The organism is Rhodococcus sp. KB6 (genome assembly GCF_001445685.1).
GTDB lineage: Bacteria > Actinomycetota > Actinomycetes > Mycobacteriales > Mycobacteriaceae > Rhodococcus_F > Rhodococcus_F qingshengii.
In genome coordinates, this window is sequence record NZ_LNAK01000008.1 from 1 (window position 1) to 16,045 (window position 16,045).

General features: G+C 60.6%; 12 protein-coding genes. 6 read left to right on the forward strand and 6 right to left on the reverse strand.

Features of this window, described 5'->3' with window-relative positions; all coding sequences use genetic code 11:
- Nucleotides 1-108: 108 nt before the first annotated feature.
- From ASU23_RS01420 to ASU23_RS01430, 3 genes are all read right to left on the reverse strand, one after another.
- Complete coding sequence (locus ASU23_RS01420) at nt 109-936, reverse strand: hypothetical protein (RefSeq protein ID WP_216637109.1); 828 nt, start codon at nt 934-936, stop codon at nt 109-111.
- Nucleotides 933-2,237, reverse strand: coding sequence for a hypothetical protein (locus ASU23_RS01425; protein WP_156423046.1), 1,305 nt, complete (start codon nt 2,235-2,237; stop codon nt 933-935). The genes ASU23_RS01420 and ASU23_RS01425 overlap by 4 nt, the downstream gene beginning before the upstream one ends.
- 166 nt (nt 2,238-2,403) lie before the next feature.
- Complete coding sequence (locus ASU23_RS01430; protein ID WP_007728853.1) at nt 2,404-3,666, reverse strand: hypothetical protein; 1,263 nt, start codon at nt 3,664-3,666, stop codon at nt 2,404-2,406.
- Nucleotides 3,667-4,074: 408 nt separating this feature from the next.
- Here ASU23_RS01430 and ASU23_RS01435 point away from each other — a divergent pair, with 408 nt between their 5' ends.
- The 6 genes from ASU23_RS01435 to ASU23_RS01460 all read left to right on the forward strand — a co-directional run bounded on the left by ASU23_RS01435 (nt 4,075) and on the right by ASU23_RS01460 (nt 9,704).
- The gene (locus tag ASU23_RS01435) at nt 4,075-5,367 is read left to right on the forward strand and encodes a glycosyltransferase family 4 protein (protein WP_080712731.1); all 1,293 of its coding nucleotides are present in this window, start codon (nt 4,075-4,077) and stop codon (nt 5,365-5,367) included.
- 83 nt (nt 5,368-5,450) lie between these two features.
- The gene (gene gmd, locus ASU23_RS01440; protein ID WP_007728857.1) at nt 5,451-6,488 is read left to right on the forward strand and encodes a GDP-mannose 4,6-dehydratase; all 1,038 of its coding nucleotides are present in this window, start codon (nt 5,451-5,453) and stop codon (nt 6,486-6,488) included.
- Nucleotides 6,485-7,465, forward strand: a complete 981-nt coding sequence (locus ASU23_RS01445; protein WP_007728859.1) for a GDP-L-fucose synthase — start codon at nt 6,485-6,487, stop codon at nt 7,463-7,465. Before gmd ends, ASU23_RS01445 begins: the two co-directional genes overlap by 4 nt.
- Nucleotides 7,462-7,998, forward strand: a complete 537-nt coding sequence (locus ASU23_RS01450) for a DapH/DapD/GlmU-related protein (RefSeq protein WP_030536277.1) — start codon at nt 7,462-7,464, stop codon at nt 7,996-7,998. The genes ASU23_RS01445 and ASU23_RS01450 overlap by 4 nt, the downstream gene beginning before the upstream one ends.
- Nucleotides 7,995-9,116, forward strand: coding sequence for a glycosyltransferase (locus ASU23_RS01455; RefSeq protein WP_030536278.1), 1,122 nt, complete (start codon nt 7,995-7,997; stop codon nt 9,114-9,116). The genes ASU23_RS01450 and ASU23_RS01455 overlap by 4 nt, the downstream gene beginning before the upstream one ends.
- Before the next feature lie 33 nt (nt 9,117-9,149).
- A complete protein-coding gene (locus ASU23_RS01460; RefSeq protein ID WP_030536279.1) occupies nt 9,150-9,704 on the forward strand; it encodes a YdcF family protein in 555 nt (184 codons plus the stop codon).
- Nucleotides 9,705-9,718: 14 nt separating this feature from the next.
- Here the strand turns inward: ASU23_RS01460 and ASU23_RS01465 are convergent, their stop codons facing one another.
- From ASU23_RS01465 to mfd, 3 genes are all read right to left on the reverse strand, one after another.
- A complete protein-coding gene (locus ASU23_RS01465; protein WP_030536280.1) occupies nt 9,719-11,200 on the reverse strand; it encodes a sugar transferase in 1,482 nt (493 codons plus the stop codon).
- A gap of 319 nt (nt 11,201-11,519) precedes the next feature.
- The gene (locus ASU23_RS01470) at nt 11,520-12,356 is read right to left on the reverse strand and encodes a MazG family protein (RefSeq protein WP_030536281.1); all 837 of its coding nucleotides are present in this window, start codon (nt 12,354-12,356) and stop codon (nt 11,520-11,522) included.
- Between the two features lie 7 nt (nt 12,357-12,363).
- The gene (gene mfd / locus ASU23_RS01475) at nt 12,364-15,990 is read right to left on the reverse strand and encodes a transcription-repair coupling factor (RefSeq protein WP_003946285.1); all 3,627 of its coding nucleotides are present in this window, start codon (nt 15,988-15,990) and stop codon (nt 12,364-12,366) included.
- Between the last annotated feature and the right edge of the window lie 55 nt (nt 15,991-16,045).

Sequence of the window (16,045 nt, forward strand, 5' to 3'; positions counted from 1 at the left end):
GCCGTGGAAATCTGGAACGTTCACTACAATTATCATCGACCGCATTCAACACGCGGAGGACGACCGCCCGCCGCTTACCGCCGGCACCGCGTAACTAACGTCCGTTCCTCATACAGCTAGTGCTGCAGTACCGAACAGATACCTCGCACTCGAGATCGGATTGAAAGTCAACAACAGCACGGCTCCGAGCACGATGGCGCAGAGAAGAAACAAACGATCGGCTCCCGGATTCTGATCACGGTATTTGACCACCGCGATGAATGCGACAAGCAAAGACATCATCGCGACGGCGCCGATGATGCTGGCGACCGTGGATTGCCCCAGCGACGCACTCGCCTGCTCCACCACGGCACTTCGGCTCGACAGAAGCGTCCCTACACCAAGTTTCTTGATGTAGTACGCGTTGGCGACCAGGGCGCAACCGGCAAGAATCAAAACCCGAACGGGATCCACACGCACGCTCGTGGCGTTTCCCCATCGCGTGTCTCTGATTCGACGCCACACCGCTCCGGAGAACACTAATCCCACCAGGAAGCCGCCGATTCCCAGAAGGACGATAGCCACCGCTGTCGAGTTGAGGGACGGATCCACTCGGGGCGTCGTAGGAGGAATCTCTCGCAGGCGGAGCTGGGCAAGTGGGGCAAGACCCATGAAGACATAGGTGAAAACCCAGAACGACATCTCGACGAGCCGACGAAAGCCCTCGCCCACAATCCACGCATAGCGCAGTCCCGAAATCGTGGTGACGGCAAGTACCGCCATCCATACACGCCCTGGCGGTGTCGGAGTGAACTCGACGACTGCGAAAGGCACGATGATCACCATGATCACCGCGGTCCAGATCGCAATCAGCGGTGGCATCAACGAGTCCTGCCGCCCGACGTCGAATTCCGCGAACTCGTGAGGCTTTGTCCGCCCGCTGGAAATTGTTTTCACGTGGTCGTCCCGGCCAGTGCGCCTGTTCGTGTTCGGCGCAGATCGCCTGGTTCGGCACGATCAGCAGTGGACGACACGCTCGCGGGGTCTTCACGGCCGGAGTGCTTCCGTTGGGCAGCGACCACCAGGCACACCGCAACGAGGACGGACGAGACCGCCAGCCCGATCGCGACTCCGACCGCGGTTCCCGTGAGGGCCGCGGCCGCGCTGCAGATGACGATTGCCGTGAGACTCTGGACAATTCGCAGCTTGAGCAGTCGTCCGCTGGCTCCTTGAGTGCGGTAGAGATTGTAAACACCCGCTATCCAACAGATCGCCGCGTACTCGAGTCCGAGAAACGGCAGAACATGGCGAGCCTCGGCCCAGGACTCTCCTAGAACGACTCGGCCGAGTGCATCTGGAAGGAAGGGAGCGGCGAATCCGATCGTTGCCGCCATCGCAGATGTGAGCCACGCTGCATAACGCAGTGTGCTCCACACCTGGCGCGCGGTATGGCCGGCCCGCACCGATTCGGGAATGACGATCAGTGGAAGAGAACTGATCAGCACGGCGAACGGCCCCAGGACGGTCACGGCTCCGCGCAAAGACGCGGCAGCCACCGTTCCGATGAAGGCCGTGGACACCGCGACGATCACGATTGCAGCCAGTTGGTCGATGCCACTCTCGAATCCGAACCGGATTCGATGAGTCCAGAACGACGCCCACCAGCGATACAGACCAGTCAGTCGCGGTAGCGTCTGTACGCGAATCATCAGGTAAACGAGTGCGAGTCCTCCGGCGACGGACCACAACCAAATCATCTCTGCGATCGAAAGTGCCTCTGGTCGAATCCAAGTCACGACAAGCACACCGAACGCCGCACTCGCCCACAACGCGTCGCTGAAGAACGCGTGTTCCGGTTCTCCCATCGACATCGCGGTGAACCGCAACGCATCCTGCGCGAGAACAACCGGCGCGGCAACGGCGTATGCAATCCCTACCTGCGGTTCGTGAAGGAAAACCGAGACTCCGAGGGCAACGATCCCAACCAGGACTCCGAAGGTGGCAGCACCCGAGATCGCATGTCTGCTCTCCGCGCGAATCCTGTTGCGACTGTGGGCACTCATCAACAGCAGGGGTGTGCCAACTGCACCTCGAACGAATCCGAGCGCAGCCGTGAGGATGGAGAAAACAAGGATCGCCAGACCGAACTCACTGACGGAGGACGGTCCGGCCATCGCGAACAGAATCAACGCGTTACTTACGCTGGACAGCACTTGGTCACCCGCACTGAACAGCACTCGCAGCTTCAGACCTGCCACGACCCCACCTCCCTTGCACACGTGGTGTCTCCAGACTGAGATCAAATTGAAACCGTCGGTCGGCTCAGTCCACCTGAAACAGTCTATAGGATTGTTTACTGCGAAGTAGCCGGGGTTGCCTTCGTGCATTCCTCCAGAGAGAGAACCTCCTCCAGACGAACCTTCTCTAGTCGAAGTGCGAGCCAGTGTTGACCGCGATTCGAAGCCCGAGGTAGGCGGCCGCAGCGTTGACGGCCGAACGCATCTTCTCGAGATCGACGAAATTGCCCGAATGGCTGTATGTACAGTCGGCGTAGCGGCCCGTCGTGCGCATGTTGGACGCGAGAACTGCCGGCTCGAGTGTCTGCATTCCCCTCGCGAACGCCAGATCACCACCACTGAACGCATGATCTCGATCACCGGGCACCCGAAAACACGACATTGTAGTTGCAAGCACCATCGGGGACGCCACGCCATCAGGGTCGGCCCGGGACCGACTATTGCGCCGTCCGACCAACTCCCCAGCAGCACGCCGGACGAGCGCCTCGCCGGAGCGAATCCTCGACCGAACCTGCGAAGCCACTTCGAGGGGACTACTAGCTGTCCAATCTGCCCGGAAAGGAATGTGACTGAACGCATTCCCCCCTGTCCTCGCCAGTAGGGGCGATGCCGATCGCAGGTCGACAACCACGTGATGAGTGACGTCGGGGCCGCACTCCAGAGCCGCGAGCACTGCGCAATAGAAATACACGGAAGGCACACGGGTTCCAGGTGCTGCAACCAAACGAACGGAGAGCCACCACCCGCGAACAGGTTCCGTGGATACGGCCGAGGACGAGATTGCGTTTCCCGATGCCCGCCGACTCACCACCTCACGCTGGAACATACTTGTACCACTGAGGATTCGCCTCAGGGACGTCGCGGCAATCAAGGGATTGGTCGACGCCATCAAAAGCCCGGCAGCAACGATCCGACGCTTCGACAATCTGCGCACAGCGGGAGAGCGCGGACCAAGCGCCGGATCCAGACCCGACAACGCAAGAAAGAGTCGTTCTGATTTCGGCATGAAGACCGTCTCGTCACCAAACATGTGTGAATAGATCAGGCCGATCATGTTGCGTGCAACGACGACCGTGATCTCGCGAGGGTCACTGAATCGTCGCGCATTGAAATACTTGAACAATGTCCGGTCGAATACCTCGACGCCTATCGCCGAAGACACGTCGGCCACGCGCATTCCTTCGACGGCACCCAGTCCGTGTAACGAGGCAGTAGGCGAACCCTCACCAGCGGTACGCATCTCGAAAATCAGGGGGAAGACCCCGATACCCGCTTCGAAAGTCTCCGAGATCCACTCGTTGACAACGGCTACGACACCAGCTCTATCGACTGGGCCGAAGGACTCCTGCGCGTGACAGCAGTACGTGCTTGCCAGCGGATCGACCTTCACTTCATCCCTCCACGATCACGTGTGCCCGAAATTCAATCCTCACCGACCAATTTCCCTTCGTTCGCGGCAAAACAACCGTGCGCCGGTTTCAGCGAGTTTGCAGAACCTCCGAGGGAACCCGCGGCCGGATCGAAATCTCCGCCTTCCGCCAGTGCGCTCCGCCACATTCGAAATTGCCCAACGAGGCCAGTCCATCCATCACCCTGTTGCAACCTGCTGGTTAACACTACGCGCGCACAGGCTCGCCTCCATCTGATGCAGCAACATCGCTCCCGGCGATCGAAGCACGACATGAGACCAGTTGATAAACCGTGGAAATAGGGCTTAAATAGCGTAAACCAAACCATTTGACTGTTTGAAGCGCAGTTTACCAACTGGAGGTTCGTCATCAGCACCCAGATCGACCAGATGCACGACAAACCTGGTGACGTCTCCGCGACTTTCGAGTTATCCAATCGTGGTCCCGTCGAATCGCTGAACATCACGATTCTCGGCATCAACTACGCGCCGGAAACCACGGGGATAGCCCCGTACATGACGGACCTTGCCGAGTCCCTCGGCGAGCGCGGGCACAAGGTGCACGTCGTCACCGGGTACCCGCACTATCCGGCGTGGGAAATCGACGCTTCCTACCATGGACGGTCGATCGACGAGGTCGTGAACGGCGTTCACGTTCACCGACGCCGCCACTTCGTGCCCAGCCCACCGAATGCCTTGGGACGAATCAAGATGGAGCTGAGTTTCGGCGCACGTGCCGCCAGTTCCGGATGGAACACACCTGACGTAATCGTGTGCACCAGTCCGGCATTGCTGGCCACTGCGATGGTCCTCGGACGTGCTCGGCTGACACCCAAACGTCCGGCCATCGGGGTCTGGGTACACGACTTGTACGGTCAAGGCGTCGTGGAGACCGGTGCGATGACAGGCCGCAGTGCCCGCGCAACGTCCAGGCTCGAGGCGGCTGTCGTGAAGTCCGCCGACGGAATCGCCGTCGTCCATGACCGTTTCGTCGACCATGTCGTCAACGAACTTCACGTCCCACGCGAACGAGTCACAGTGGTTCGGAACTGGACGCACGTGACGCCGATCGATGTGGACGATCTCACCGCCGCACGCACCAAATTCGGTTGGTCGCCTGACGAAACCATTGTTCTGCACACCGGAAACATGGGCGTGAAACAAGGTCTGGAAAATGTCGTCGAGGCCGCTCGACTCGCCGACGAGCAGAGTCTGCCAATCCGATTCGTTCTGGTCGGTGACGGCAATCAGCGACCGAACCTCGAAGCCGCGGCAGTCGGAGTCGATCGAATCGACTTCGTCCGCCCACTCGACGACCAGGATTTCCGCACTGCCATGGCCGCCGCCGACGTTTTACTGGTCAACGAGGCACCCGGGATCGTCGGGATGGCAGTGCCGAGCAAGCTGACGTCGTATTTCAGCAGCGGTACCCCGATTGTCGCCGCAACCGATGTGGCATCTACGACTGCCGACGAGATCCGTGCCTCCGGTGCTGGGGTCGTCACTCAGAACGGTGATCCCGCAGGCCTGCTCTCTGCAGCCCTACAACTCGCGGGCGACGCGGAGACTTCCGCCAGACTTGGTGCCGCCGGGGTCCATTACTGCGCCACCTCGGTTGGCAAAACCGCGTCCATCGACAAATGCGAAAAGTGGATCCGCGAGCTGGTGGCCGGCCGCAGTTAGTACGCGAGCTGCTCGGAACAAAACCTCACACATCTCGACTCGGATCTGAAGACGACGAACATAGACAAGGCAGCTGACGCTCGATGACCAAACGCGCACTCATCACAGGGATCACCGGACAGGACGGTTCCTACCTGGCAGAACTGTTGTTGGCCAAAGGTTACGAAGTTCACGGATTGATCAGACGCGCATCAACTTTCAACACGTCACGCATCGATCACCTCTATCAGGACCCTCACGAACTGGGCGCACGGCTGTTCTTGCACTACGGTGACCTGTCCGACGGCGCACGACTCGTCACGCTCCTGTCGAAGATCGCACCAGACGAGGTATACAACCTCGCTGCGCAGTCGCACGTGCGGGTCAGCTTCGACGAGCCCGAACACACAGGCAACACAACCGGAATCGGGTCTATTCGTTTGCTCGAAGCAGTCCGCATGACGGGATTGCAGTGCCGCTTCTACCAGGCTTCGAGTTCGGAAATGTTCGGAGCCAGTCCGCCTCCACAGAACGAGGACACCCCGTTCTATCCGCGGTCGCCGTACGGCGCTGCAAAGGTGTACTCGTACTGGGTCACCAGGAACTATCGCGAGGCCTACGGAATTCACGCGGTGAACGGGATCCTCTTCAATCACGAGTCACCCCGCCGCGGTGAAACATTCGTCACGAGAAAGATCACGCGTGCAGTCGCGCGAATCCAGGCCGGGATCGAAGATTCCCTGTACCTGGGCAATTTGGACGCGGTCAGGGACTGGGGCTACGCACCCGAGTACGTCGAGGGTATGTGGCGGATGCTTCAAGTCGACGAACCAGATGACTACGTGTTGGCCACTGGAGGAAACTTCACGGTCCAAGATTTTGTCGTGGCCTCATTCGAACATGTGGGTCTCGACTGGCAGAAGTACGTCAAATTCGATCCTCGTTACCTTCGCCCCACAGAGGTGGACGCTCTGGTCGGCGATGCAGGCAAGGCCGAGGACAAACTGGGCTGGAAAGCGACAGTACAGACCCCAGAATTGGCTCGAATCATGATGGACGCCGACATCGCAGCATTGGCGCATGCCGGCACACCGTGGATCGACACGCCGCATCTCCCTGATTGGAAGATCTCGCTCTCATGATCACAACGAAATCGATTGCACCTCTTGATCGCAGCGCCCCGACTTACATCGCCGGACACAAGGGACTGGTGGGATCCGCGCTCTGGCGCAAGCTCGAACAGAGTGGCTTCACCGACCTGATCGGCCGCACATCTGCCGAACTCGATCTGCGAAACCGAGCAGACGTATTCGCCTTCTTCGAAGCCGCCAAACCGTCGTGCGTCGTCTTGGCTGCCGCGAAGGTCGGAGGAATCGTCGCGAACAACACGTATCCGGTCGATTTCATCTCCGACAACCTTCAGATCCAGACCAATGTGCTCGACGCAGCGCTGCGGCACGGCGTGCGCCGATTGCTGTTCCTCGGGTCCTCGTGCATCTACCCGCGCCTGGCGCCACAGCCGATCAGAGAAGATCAATTACTGAACGGCCATCTCGAACCGACCAACGACGCATATGCGATCGCCAAGATTGCGGGAATCATCCAGGTCCAGGCTGTTCGTAGGCAGTTCGGGTTGCCCTGGATCTCGGCGATGCCGACAAGCCTGTACGGACCCGGCGACAACTTCTCGGAGAATGTTTCGCACGTACTTCCTGCGATGATCCGCCGTCTCGACCAAGCCAAGAACGAGGGAATTGAATCAGTCACAAACTGGGGTTCGGGGAGCCCACGTCGAGAATTCCTCCATGTGGACGACTTGGCCGATGCACTCCTTCACCTACTTGACACCTTCGACGAGTCCGGGCATGTCAACGTCGGTACCGGTCACGACGAAACCATTAAAGAGCTCGCAAATATTGTGGCCGAAGCAGTGGGATATGAAGGCCGAATGGACTGGGACACAAGCAAGCCCGATGGTGCACCGCGCAAACTACTCGACGTGTCCACATTGATGGCCACCGGTTGGAAACCACAGATCTCAACCCGCGAGGGCATCGAGTCGACCGTAGCCTGGTATCGCGAGCACGTACGGGATTCGTCTGCAGCGGTCCGACTGTGAGCACAAACCGCACTCTGTCCGGGTTCACCGGTGCAGGATACGACAAGGGACGCGGCCCGCTGGTTCAAATCTCCTGGCTCGCGATTTCCGGTGTGCTGCTTTCTCATTGGTGGTGCCCCAATGGAGTACGCGTTGCAGTTCTCCGGCGGTTCGGTGCCGACATCGCCGACGGGGTCCTGATTCGACACCGCGTCCGTATCCACTGGCCGTGGAAACTGACGGTCGGAGCAGACTCGTGGATCGGCGAGGGAACATGGATACTCAATCTCGAACCCGTCACGATAGGGGCGAATACGGCTATCTCGCAGGATGTCCTCCTGTGTACGGGCAGTCATGATCACCGAAGTCCCACATTCGAGTTCGACAATGCTCCCATCGCCATCGGTGACCAAGCATGGATCGCCGCCCGTGCGACGATACTCCGCGGTGTAACGATCGGGGACAACGCAATCGTCGGCGCGACGGCTTTGGTGACGTCCGATGTTTCCGCCGGAGCCACGATGTTGGCGCCACGGGCCGGCGCTGCACGATGAAGATACTGCAGATCGTCACTCTCTTCTCACCGGACGCCGCCTACGGAGGGCCTATCAGGGTCGCCCTAAATCAGTCGAAAGCATTGCAGGACAATGGGCATGACGTAACTATCGCCGCGGGTGAGCGTGGATACGCGGTGCCACCGACACGCGAGCAGGGTATCGCTCTGCAATTGTTTCCGGCGCGAACCGTGATCCCCAAAATCGGGTACGCGGGAATCGGCGCGCCGTCGATGCTTGTGTGGCTTCGCAAGCACGTCCGAGAATTCGACGTCGTGCACATTCATCTCGCGCGTGACCTGGTGACCCTTCCTGCCGCGAAATTGGCTCTTGCATACGGTATTCCAGTTTTCGCACAAACTCACGGGATGATCGACGAGACAGACAAATTGCTGGCAAGGCCGTTGGACGCTGCTTTCACGATCCCGGTCCTCAAACGAGCACGGACAGTGTTCTATCTGACCGAACGAGAGCACACAGACCTGCAGTCTGTTGTCGGAGACAGTCGCGTCAACTTGGTGGAACTCAACAACGGGATCCCCGAGGCCGAAGACCTCGAGTCACGGCCAGTCAACAGTTGCGACCCGCCCGAGGTCCTCTACCTCGCACGACTACAGGCAAGAAAGCGACCCCAGGTCTTCGTCGAAGCCGCAAAAGAGTTGTTGGACAGCGGACACACGGCGCGCTTTTCGATAGTCGGACCGGATGAGGGTGAAGCAGAAGCCGTCAACCGACTGATCGAACGCTCCGGACATAGCAATTGCATCCAGTACGAAGGCCCACTACCGTTCGACAAGTCTCCCGAACGATTTCGTCAAGCCGCTGTATATGTCTTGCCCTCCGTGAACGAACCGTTCCCGATGTCTGTACTCGAGGCGATGGCCGCTGGACTGCCCGTAGTCGTCACCGACACGTGCGGCCTCGCACCACTGATCCGGGATGGTCGGTGTGGCCTCGTGACCGATGACGCCACCGAATCAGTGACCGCGGCGATCTCGTCGCTCTTGAAGGATCCCGTCGCCGCTGCAGAGATGGGCGCCCGCGCGCGAAATGTTGCTCGCGAACGACTAGGAATGCCTGCCGTTCGTGCGGTGCTCGAAACCCAGTACGGGCTCTGAGCGGCTCCCACATCTGCACTACAGGAAGTAATTGTGAAATCCACTCGCCCCAAGGTCCGTCGACGCGTACTCGTTCTCAGCGGGATTGTCGGCGGACTTACTGCAATCACTGCCGCCGGCTGGCCGGTCTACGTCGATCCGGTGATCGACACACCCGAAATGGCCGACGCGATAGTTGTTCTCGGCGGTGATCACGACGGCAGAGAAGAATACGGACTGTCCTTGGCCGAGCAGGGCTACGCGCCCCAGATCATCTTTTCGAATCCGTATCGAAGCAATGATCCGAGGATCACCGCAATATGCGAGGGAACCTACGACTTCGAGGTCAGCTGTTTCAAGCCAGATCCGTCGACCACGCGTGGTGAAGGACAGGAGATTCGGCGTCGCGCCGAGGCACAGGGATGGAAGCGTGTCATCGTTGTGACCTTCGTTCCCCATGTCTCTCGCAGTCGCTACATCATCAACCGTTGCTGGGACGGTGACATCGACGTAGTCGCGGACCCCCGACCACTTCCGATCTGGGTCTGGGCCGCGAACTATGTGTGGCAAACCGCCGGGTATGTTCGCGCCCAGTTCCAGGAATGCTGACTGCCTCTGTCCGGTCAGTACGCTCCGTCGCTCCTGAGCACTGCGGATACGGTCCTGCTGATGATCGAGATATTCTGCGCCGCAGACCAATTCTCCACGTAGGAAGAGTCGAGACGAACAGATTCTTCCCAGGAGAGATCACTGCGACCACTTACCTGCCAGAGACCGGTGATGCCAGGCTTGACCAGCAGGCGCCGGGCAACCTCGTCGTCGTACATCTCGACCTCGCGACGCAATGGCGGCCGTGGGCCGACAACGCTCATCTCTCCGCGAATGACGTTGAAGAACTGCGGTAGCTCGTCGATACTCAATCGACGAAGGATCTTGCCGACGGACGTGATTCGTGGATCCTCACGCATCTTGAACAACACACCTCCGGCGCCTTCGTTGTCCCCCATCAGATCGACAACCTGCTGATCGGCGCCTTCCACCATGGTACGAAACTTGAACATGGGGAACGGTTTCCCGTTGAGGCCGATGCGTTCCGCCTTGTAGAACACCGGGCCTTTCGACGTGAACTTGACTGCAGCGGCAGCGGCGAGCATGACCGGCGCCACGAGGAGGATCATCAGCATCGAGAACACCGCGTCGAACACAGCGGGCGCAAGCCGGTTCGCGCCCTGGTAGCGCGGCCGCGCAACGTGAATCAACGGGAGTCCCGCCGCAGGGCGAAACATCAAGCGAGCCTTCGACACATCGGCCACGACCGGTGAAACCACCATGTCGACGCCCTCGGCTTCGAGGTCCCACATCAGTTTGCGAATGCCCACCTGTCCGAGGTCTTCGGTCCCGGTTACGATGACGGTGTCTGCGCCACTTGCGCGCATCGCCTCGACTACCTCGAACTCGTTGCCCATTACCGGGACTGCTGCTCCGTCGACAACGATGTGATCGTCCAACGCGGTCGCCCGACGCGGAATGCACGCTCCCACAACGTCGTAGCCTGCCGAGGATTCCCGCACGAAGGCACGCGTAGTAGCAACGACGGACGCATGTCCACCGACCAACAGCACCGAGTTACGGCAATCCCCGATCGCACGCTTCTTTCGAATGTCGCGTCGCCAGAGGTAGCGTCCGAGAAGCAGCGCAGCGAGTCCGACGGGCAGTGCGATCATGAGGTAGCTTCGCGCAATTCCCACGCCCAGAATGATCCCGGCCAATGCGCCTACTCCGAAGACCTGGCCGGTAGCGAGCAGTACCTTCTCGTACTCGTCACTGCCCTCGCCCAGCATCGCCTGATGACGGCTACGCCCCCGTGCGAGGGCGATCATCCACAGTCCGCCCAACGCTGCAGACGCGATCACTTTAAGTGGTGTCAGCCACTCGATGGGATGCGGCCACATACTGCCGATCTGAGCGAGTGCGATCACGAACAGGACCGTGATCGAATCGCTCACTGCGATCCGCTTCCGGTATGCCCGGCGCCAGTCTGTTCCGACATGAGCGGAATCCTGCGATACCGCCGACCGGCTCTCCACCTCAGCATGAACGCTCATTTGCCATCAGTCTTTCTTGTCATACGAACGGCGTCAGCGGATCGAACGGCTTGGGGGATCGCTGATCGGTAGCCACCGCGAGCGTCCAGGTACGGCAACACCCCGCCGGTTGCCGTACCTCGCTCCTCGCAGTGCAGAAATGAACCGTCATCGGACCCCCCTACATAACCGCCGATCAAAGGCCAATTCATGCAAGAAAACGACCCTGTGTTGCTCATTTCGTACGTAAACATACCTTAGGTTTGTTTCAACTGCACTCACCAAGCCCAAGCTATTTTCCGATTGCCAGGTGATTACCGGGCAATTACGTCAAAGAGGGCTAATCCTCCACGTCTTCGAGACGTCTTCCCTCACGAATCCGAATGTCGGCGATCAGCATGTCCAGGGCGCCCAGGAGTGCAGTGTCGGCGCGTCGGCACTGCTCGATCAGAGCTTCCAGATCAGCTTCATCGGCGCTTTCGATCACACCAGCTTTGGCGGCCCTGCTCAGTACTTTTTCGGCGAGGAGCAACGGCGGCTGCGACCGAGCGATGCCGTCCATGGATGACGCGCGAGCCTTCTCGGCAGCCTTCAAAGCGTCCCACGCCCGCTCTTGCTCAGCGATGTCGACCGCCCCGGAACTGACCAGGTGCGGGCTGCGGTGCACGAGTTTCGCGATCAATGCACCGGCCACGTCGTCCAATTCGAAAACACCGTGTGCTTGAGCGATCCGCGAGTGGAACAACACCTGAAGCAACAGGTCTCCGAGTTCCTCCCGAAGATCGCTCTCGTCGTCGCTTCGAATCGCGTCGAGTACCTCGTAGGTCTCCTCGACGAGGTAAACGGAGAGGCTCTCGTGCGTCTGGGTCGACTCCCAACCGCCGCGATTCCACAACCGGTCCATGATCGACGCCGCTTCCACCAGTCGATCGCCGTGAATGGGTTCGGCGCGAATCATCTTTACCCCAGCGGCAGACAACGCCGCGATCTTCGGCTCGGCGGTGTCCATCATCACAGTCACCGCGGCGCCGGGTGTCGTGGCCGGCAGTGCGCCGCGTACCGAGTCGGGGACGTCCGGGTCGATATCGATCGCGCCGGACAGGAACGGGAGCGCCTCCAGCGGAAAGACATGCGGCCGCAAAGGATCGAGCAGTACGACGACGGGCGATTCGTTCACCGTGTGCTCACGCCTCGACCAGGACGGCACCGGCGGCGCGCCCGTCAATCGCCAGGATGAAGTCCGCGATGTACTGGAGCAATTCGACGTCCCGCAGGCGATCCGAGCCGACTCCGCCGGTGCGAGGCAGCGGGAGTTGCACGAGCCCGGTCGTTGCCCGGTACTGCGCGCTCGGATAGATCCTCTTGAGCCTGATCTGTTTGGAATCGGGCAGTGACATAGGCGAGATCTTGAGCTGAGTTCCGGTAACGGCGACTTCCTCCAGTTGATACTCGCGGCAGAGCAGTCGAAGCTTGGCCACCGAGATCAGCCGTCGAACCTCTTCGGGCAGTGGGCCGTAGCGATCGACCAGTTCTTCGACTACGGCAGCGATGCCGTCGGAATCAGTTGCCGCAGCGAGCTTGCGGTACCCCTCCAACCTGAGCCTGTCACTGGTGACGTAGTCGGGCGGGATGTGCGCGTCCACCGGTAGGTCGATCCGGACTTCCTTCGTGCCCTCGTCCATTGTGATCGGTTTGCCGTCGGCTGCAGCCCGGAAGGCTTCGACCGCCTCACCGACCAGCCTGACGTACAGATCGAACCCGACCCCCGCGACGTGGCCGGACTGCTCTGCGCCCAGAACATTTCCGGCTCCACGGATTTCGAGGTCCTTCATCGCGACGGCCATACCCGCGCCGAGGTCCGAATTCTGCGAAATCGTTGCCAGTCGGTCGTATGCCGTTTCCGTCAAAGGCTTTTCGGCCGGGTACAGGAAATAGGCGTATCCACGTTCACGACTACGCCCGACGCGTCCGCGAAGCTGATGCAACTGCGAGAGGCCCAGCGAATCCGCACGTTCGACGATCAGTGTGTTCGCGTTCGAGATGTCCAGACCGGTTTCGATGATCGTGGTACAGACCAACACGTCGAAGTCGCGTTCCCAGAATCCTTGCACGGTCTTTTCGAGAGTGTCCTCGTTCATCTGACCGTGCGCGACGACGACGCGAGCCTCCGGGACGAGTTCACGGATCTTCTTGGCTGCCTTGTCGATCGAGCTGACACGGTTGTGTACGTAGAAGACCTGGCCGTCGCGCAGAAGTTCACGCCGGATGGCCGCGGCAACCTGCTTGTCCGCATACGCGCCGACGTACGTGAGGATCGGATGACGTTCTTCCGGCGGTGTGAGGATCGTGGACATCTCGCGGATCCCGGCCATGCTCATCTCGAGAGTACGAGGAATCGGGGTAGCCGACATCGTCAGGACGTCGACGTGGGTGCGTAACGCCTTGATGTGTTCCTTGTGCTCGACTCCGAATCGCTGTTCCTCGTCGACGATCACAAGCCCGAGGTCCTTCCAGCGAATACCGGTCTGCAGCAACCTGTGAGTACCGACGACGATGTCGATCTCACCTTCCGCCATGCCGGCGATGATTTCCTTCGAGTCCTTGGCGTCGGTGAACCGGGACAGCCCTCGCACCTTCACCGGGAACGACGCCATTCGTTCGGTGAAGGTCTGAAGATGTTGCTGTGCAAGCAGAGTCGTCGGCACCAGCACCGCCACTTGCTTGCCGTCCTGCACTGCCTTGAACGCGGCGCGGACGGCGATCTCCGTCTTGCCGTACCCGACGTCACCGATGACCACCCGGTCCATCGGAACCGGCTTCTCCATGTCGGCCTTGACCTCACTGATAACGGTCAACTGGTCGATCGTCTCGGTGAACGCGAATGCGTCTTCGAGTTCCTTCTGCCACGGTGTGTCCGGGCCGAACGCATGCCCGGGAGCAGCCTGACGCGCTGCGTAGAGCTGAACCAGCTCGCCCGCGATCTCACGAACTGCCTTGCGGGCCTTACGCTTGGTGTTTGCCCAGTCGGATCCACCGAGCTTGCTCAGCGCCGGCAACTCCCCACCGACGTATCGGGAGAGTTGATCGAGCGATTCCATCGGGACGAACAGACGATCGCCCGGGTGACCGCGCTTGCTCGGCGCGTATTCGATGACCAGGTATTCACGACGCGCCCCACCGATAGTGCGTTCGACCATTTCGACGAACCGGCCGATACCGTGCTGATCATGCACGACCATGTCCCCTGCCGACAGCGCGAGGGGATCAACCTGATTGCGGCGCTTGGCCGGCAAGCGCTTTCCGTCGCCGACCGCAGCAACGCGGTTGCCGGTCAGATCGGACTCGGTGACGATCACCATCCCAGGCGTCGAGTCGTCGCCGGCGAGTACCAGTCCGTCATGCAGTGATCCGCGGAGCACCGCGACCTGTCCACGGGCGGGGGTAGCGCCGGCATCGAGCATCTTGGCGGGCACTTCGGCTTCACCGAGTCGCTCCACGACGCGGCTTGCGGTTCCGGCACCTGCCACCACGATCGCCGCGCGACCGCCCGTGCTCACGTGCGCCCGAAGGCTGACGAACAGCTCGGCCAACAGGTCGTCGGAACCGCGCACCTGCGGTGCCGCATGCACCGGGAGTTCGAGTTCTTCACCGTTTCCCGACGCCAGCGGGCTGACTGTCCACCAGGGTCGGCCGGCAGCTTCGGCAGATTCGCGAACATGACGAAGCGACCGGTACGCGGAGGCACCGAGATCGACTCCTCCGCCGTTGAGGATCGACGTGTCGAGCGGTGCAGCGCCGCCGATCGACGCCGCCGTCCACGATGCTTCCAAGAATTCCTGGCCGGTGCGCACCAGGTCGGTGGCGCGGGTGCGCACCTTTTCCGGATCACACAGAAGAATGTGCGCCCCTTCAGGAAGTACATCGGAAAGAAGCTGCAGTTCACCGGGTTTGAGAACCGGGAGCAGAGCTTCCATCCCCTCGACGGGGATACCTGCCGAGATCTTGTCCAGCATCTCGACCAACGACGCGTCAGCCTGGTTCTCAGCAGCGAGTGCGGCAGCTCGATCACGAACATCAGCTGTCAAAATCAGTTCACGACACGGCGGCGCGATCACGGAATCGACGTCGACGTCCGCTAGCGAACGCTGATCGGCAACTGAGAAGTAGCGAAGCTCCGATACCTCGTCACCCCAGAATTCGATACGGACCGGATGATCCGCCGTGGGCGAGAACAAGTCGAGAATGCCACCACGGACCGCGAACTCACCACGCTTTCCCACCATGTCGACCCGGCTGTACGCCATCTCAACCAGACGAACCAGAACGGAATCGAAATCGATCTCGGTGCCGACGCGCAACGTGATCGGTTCTATCTCGCCCAGGCCTGGCGCCATCGGCTGAACGAGGGAGCGCACCGTGGTGACGATCACCCGAAGAGGCGATCCGTACGAGGCGTCGTCTGGCCTGGCGAGTCTGCGCAGTACCTCCACCCGTCGCCCAACGGTATCCGCGCTCGGCGACAGTCGCTCGTGCGGCAATGTTTCCCACGACGGGAACTGCGCCACGCCTCCACCGAGCATCTCGGTGAGTTCCGAAGTGAGATCGTCGGCTTCACGACCGGTGGCTGTCACCAGCAGCACCGGCGTGCGAGCGGCGAGTGCAGCGGCGATGAACGGTCGAGCCGGCTTCGGAGCCACGATGTCCAAGGCGGCCGAGCCGATGGATTCGATCACCGGAGTGAACGCGGCATCTGCGAGGGCGACCTCGGCGAGTCCAGCGAGCGCAGTCTGGGCAGAGGACAAGGAAGTCAACGAACGCGCTCCTGAACAGTGATGACGGGTTGCGGACGCACAGCCCGAGCGCAAT

Coding starts and splice junctions, on each gene's coding strand:
- ASU23_RS01445 (WP_007728859.1), top strand. CDS start 6,485: ATGATCACAACGAAATCGATTGCACCTCTTGATCGCAGCGCCCCGACT.
- gmd (WP_007728857.1), top strand. CDS start 5,451: ATGACCAAACGCGCACTCATCACAGGGATCACCGGACAGGACGGTTCC.
- ASU23_RS01455 (WP_030536278.1), top strand. CDS start 7,995: ATGAAGATACTGCAGATCGTCACTCTCTTCTCACCGGACGCCGCCTAC.
- ASU23_RS01435 (WP_080712731.1), top strand. CDS start 4,075: ATGCACGACAAACCTGGTGACGTCTCCGCGACTTTCGAGTTATCCAAT.
- ASU23_RS01465 (WP_030536280.1), bottom strand. CDS start 11,200: ATGAGCGTTCATGCTGAGGTGGAGAGCCGGTCGGCGGTATCGCAGGAT.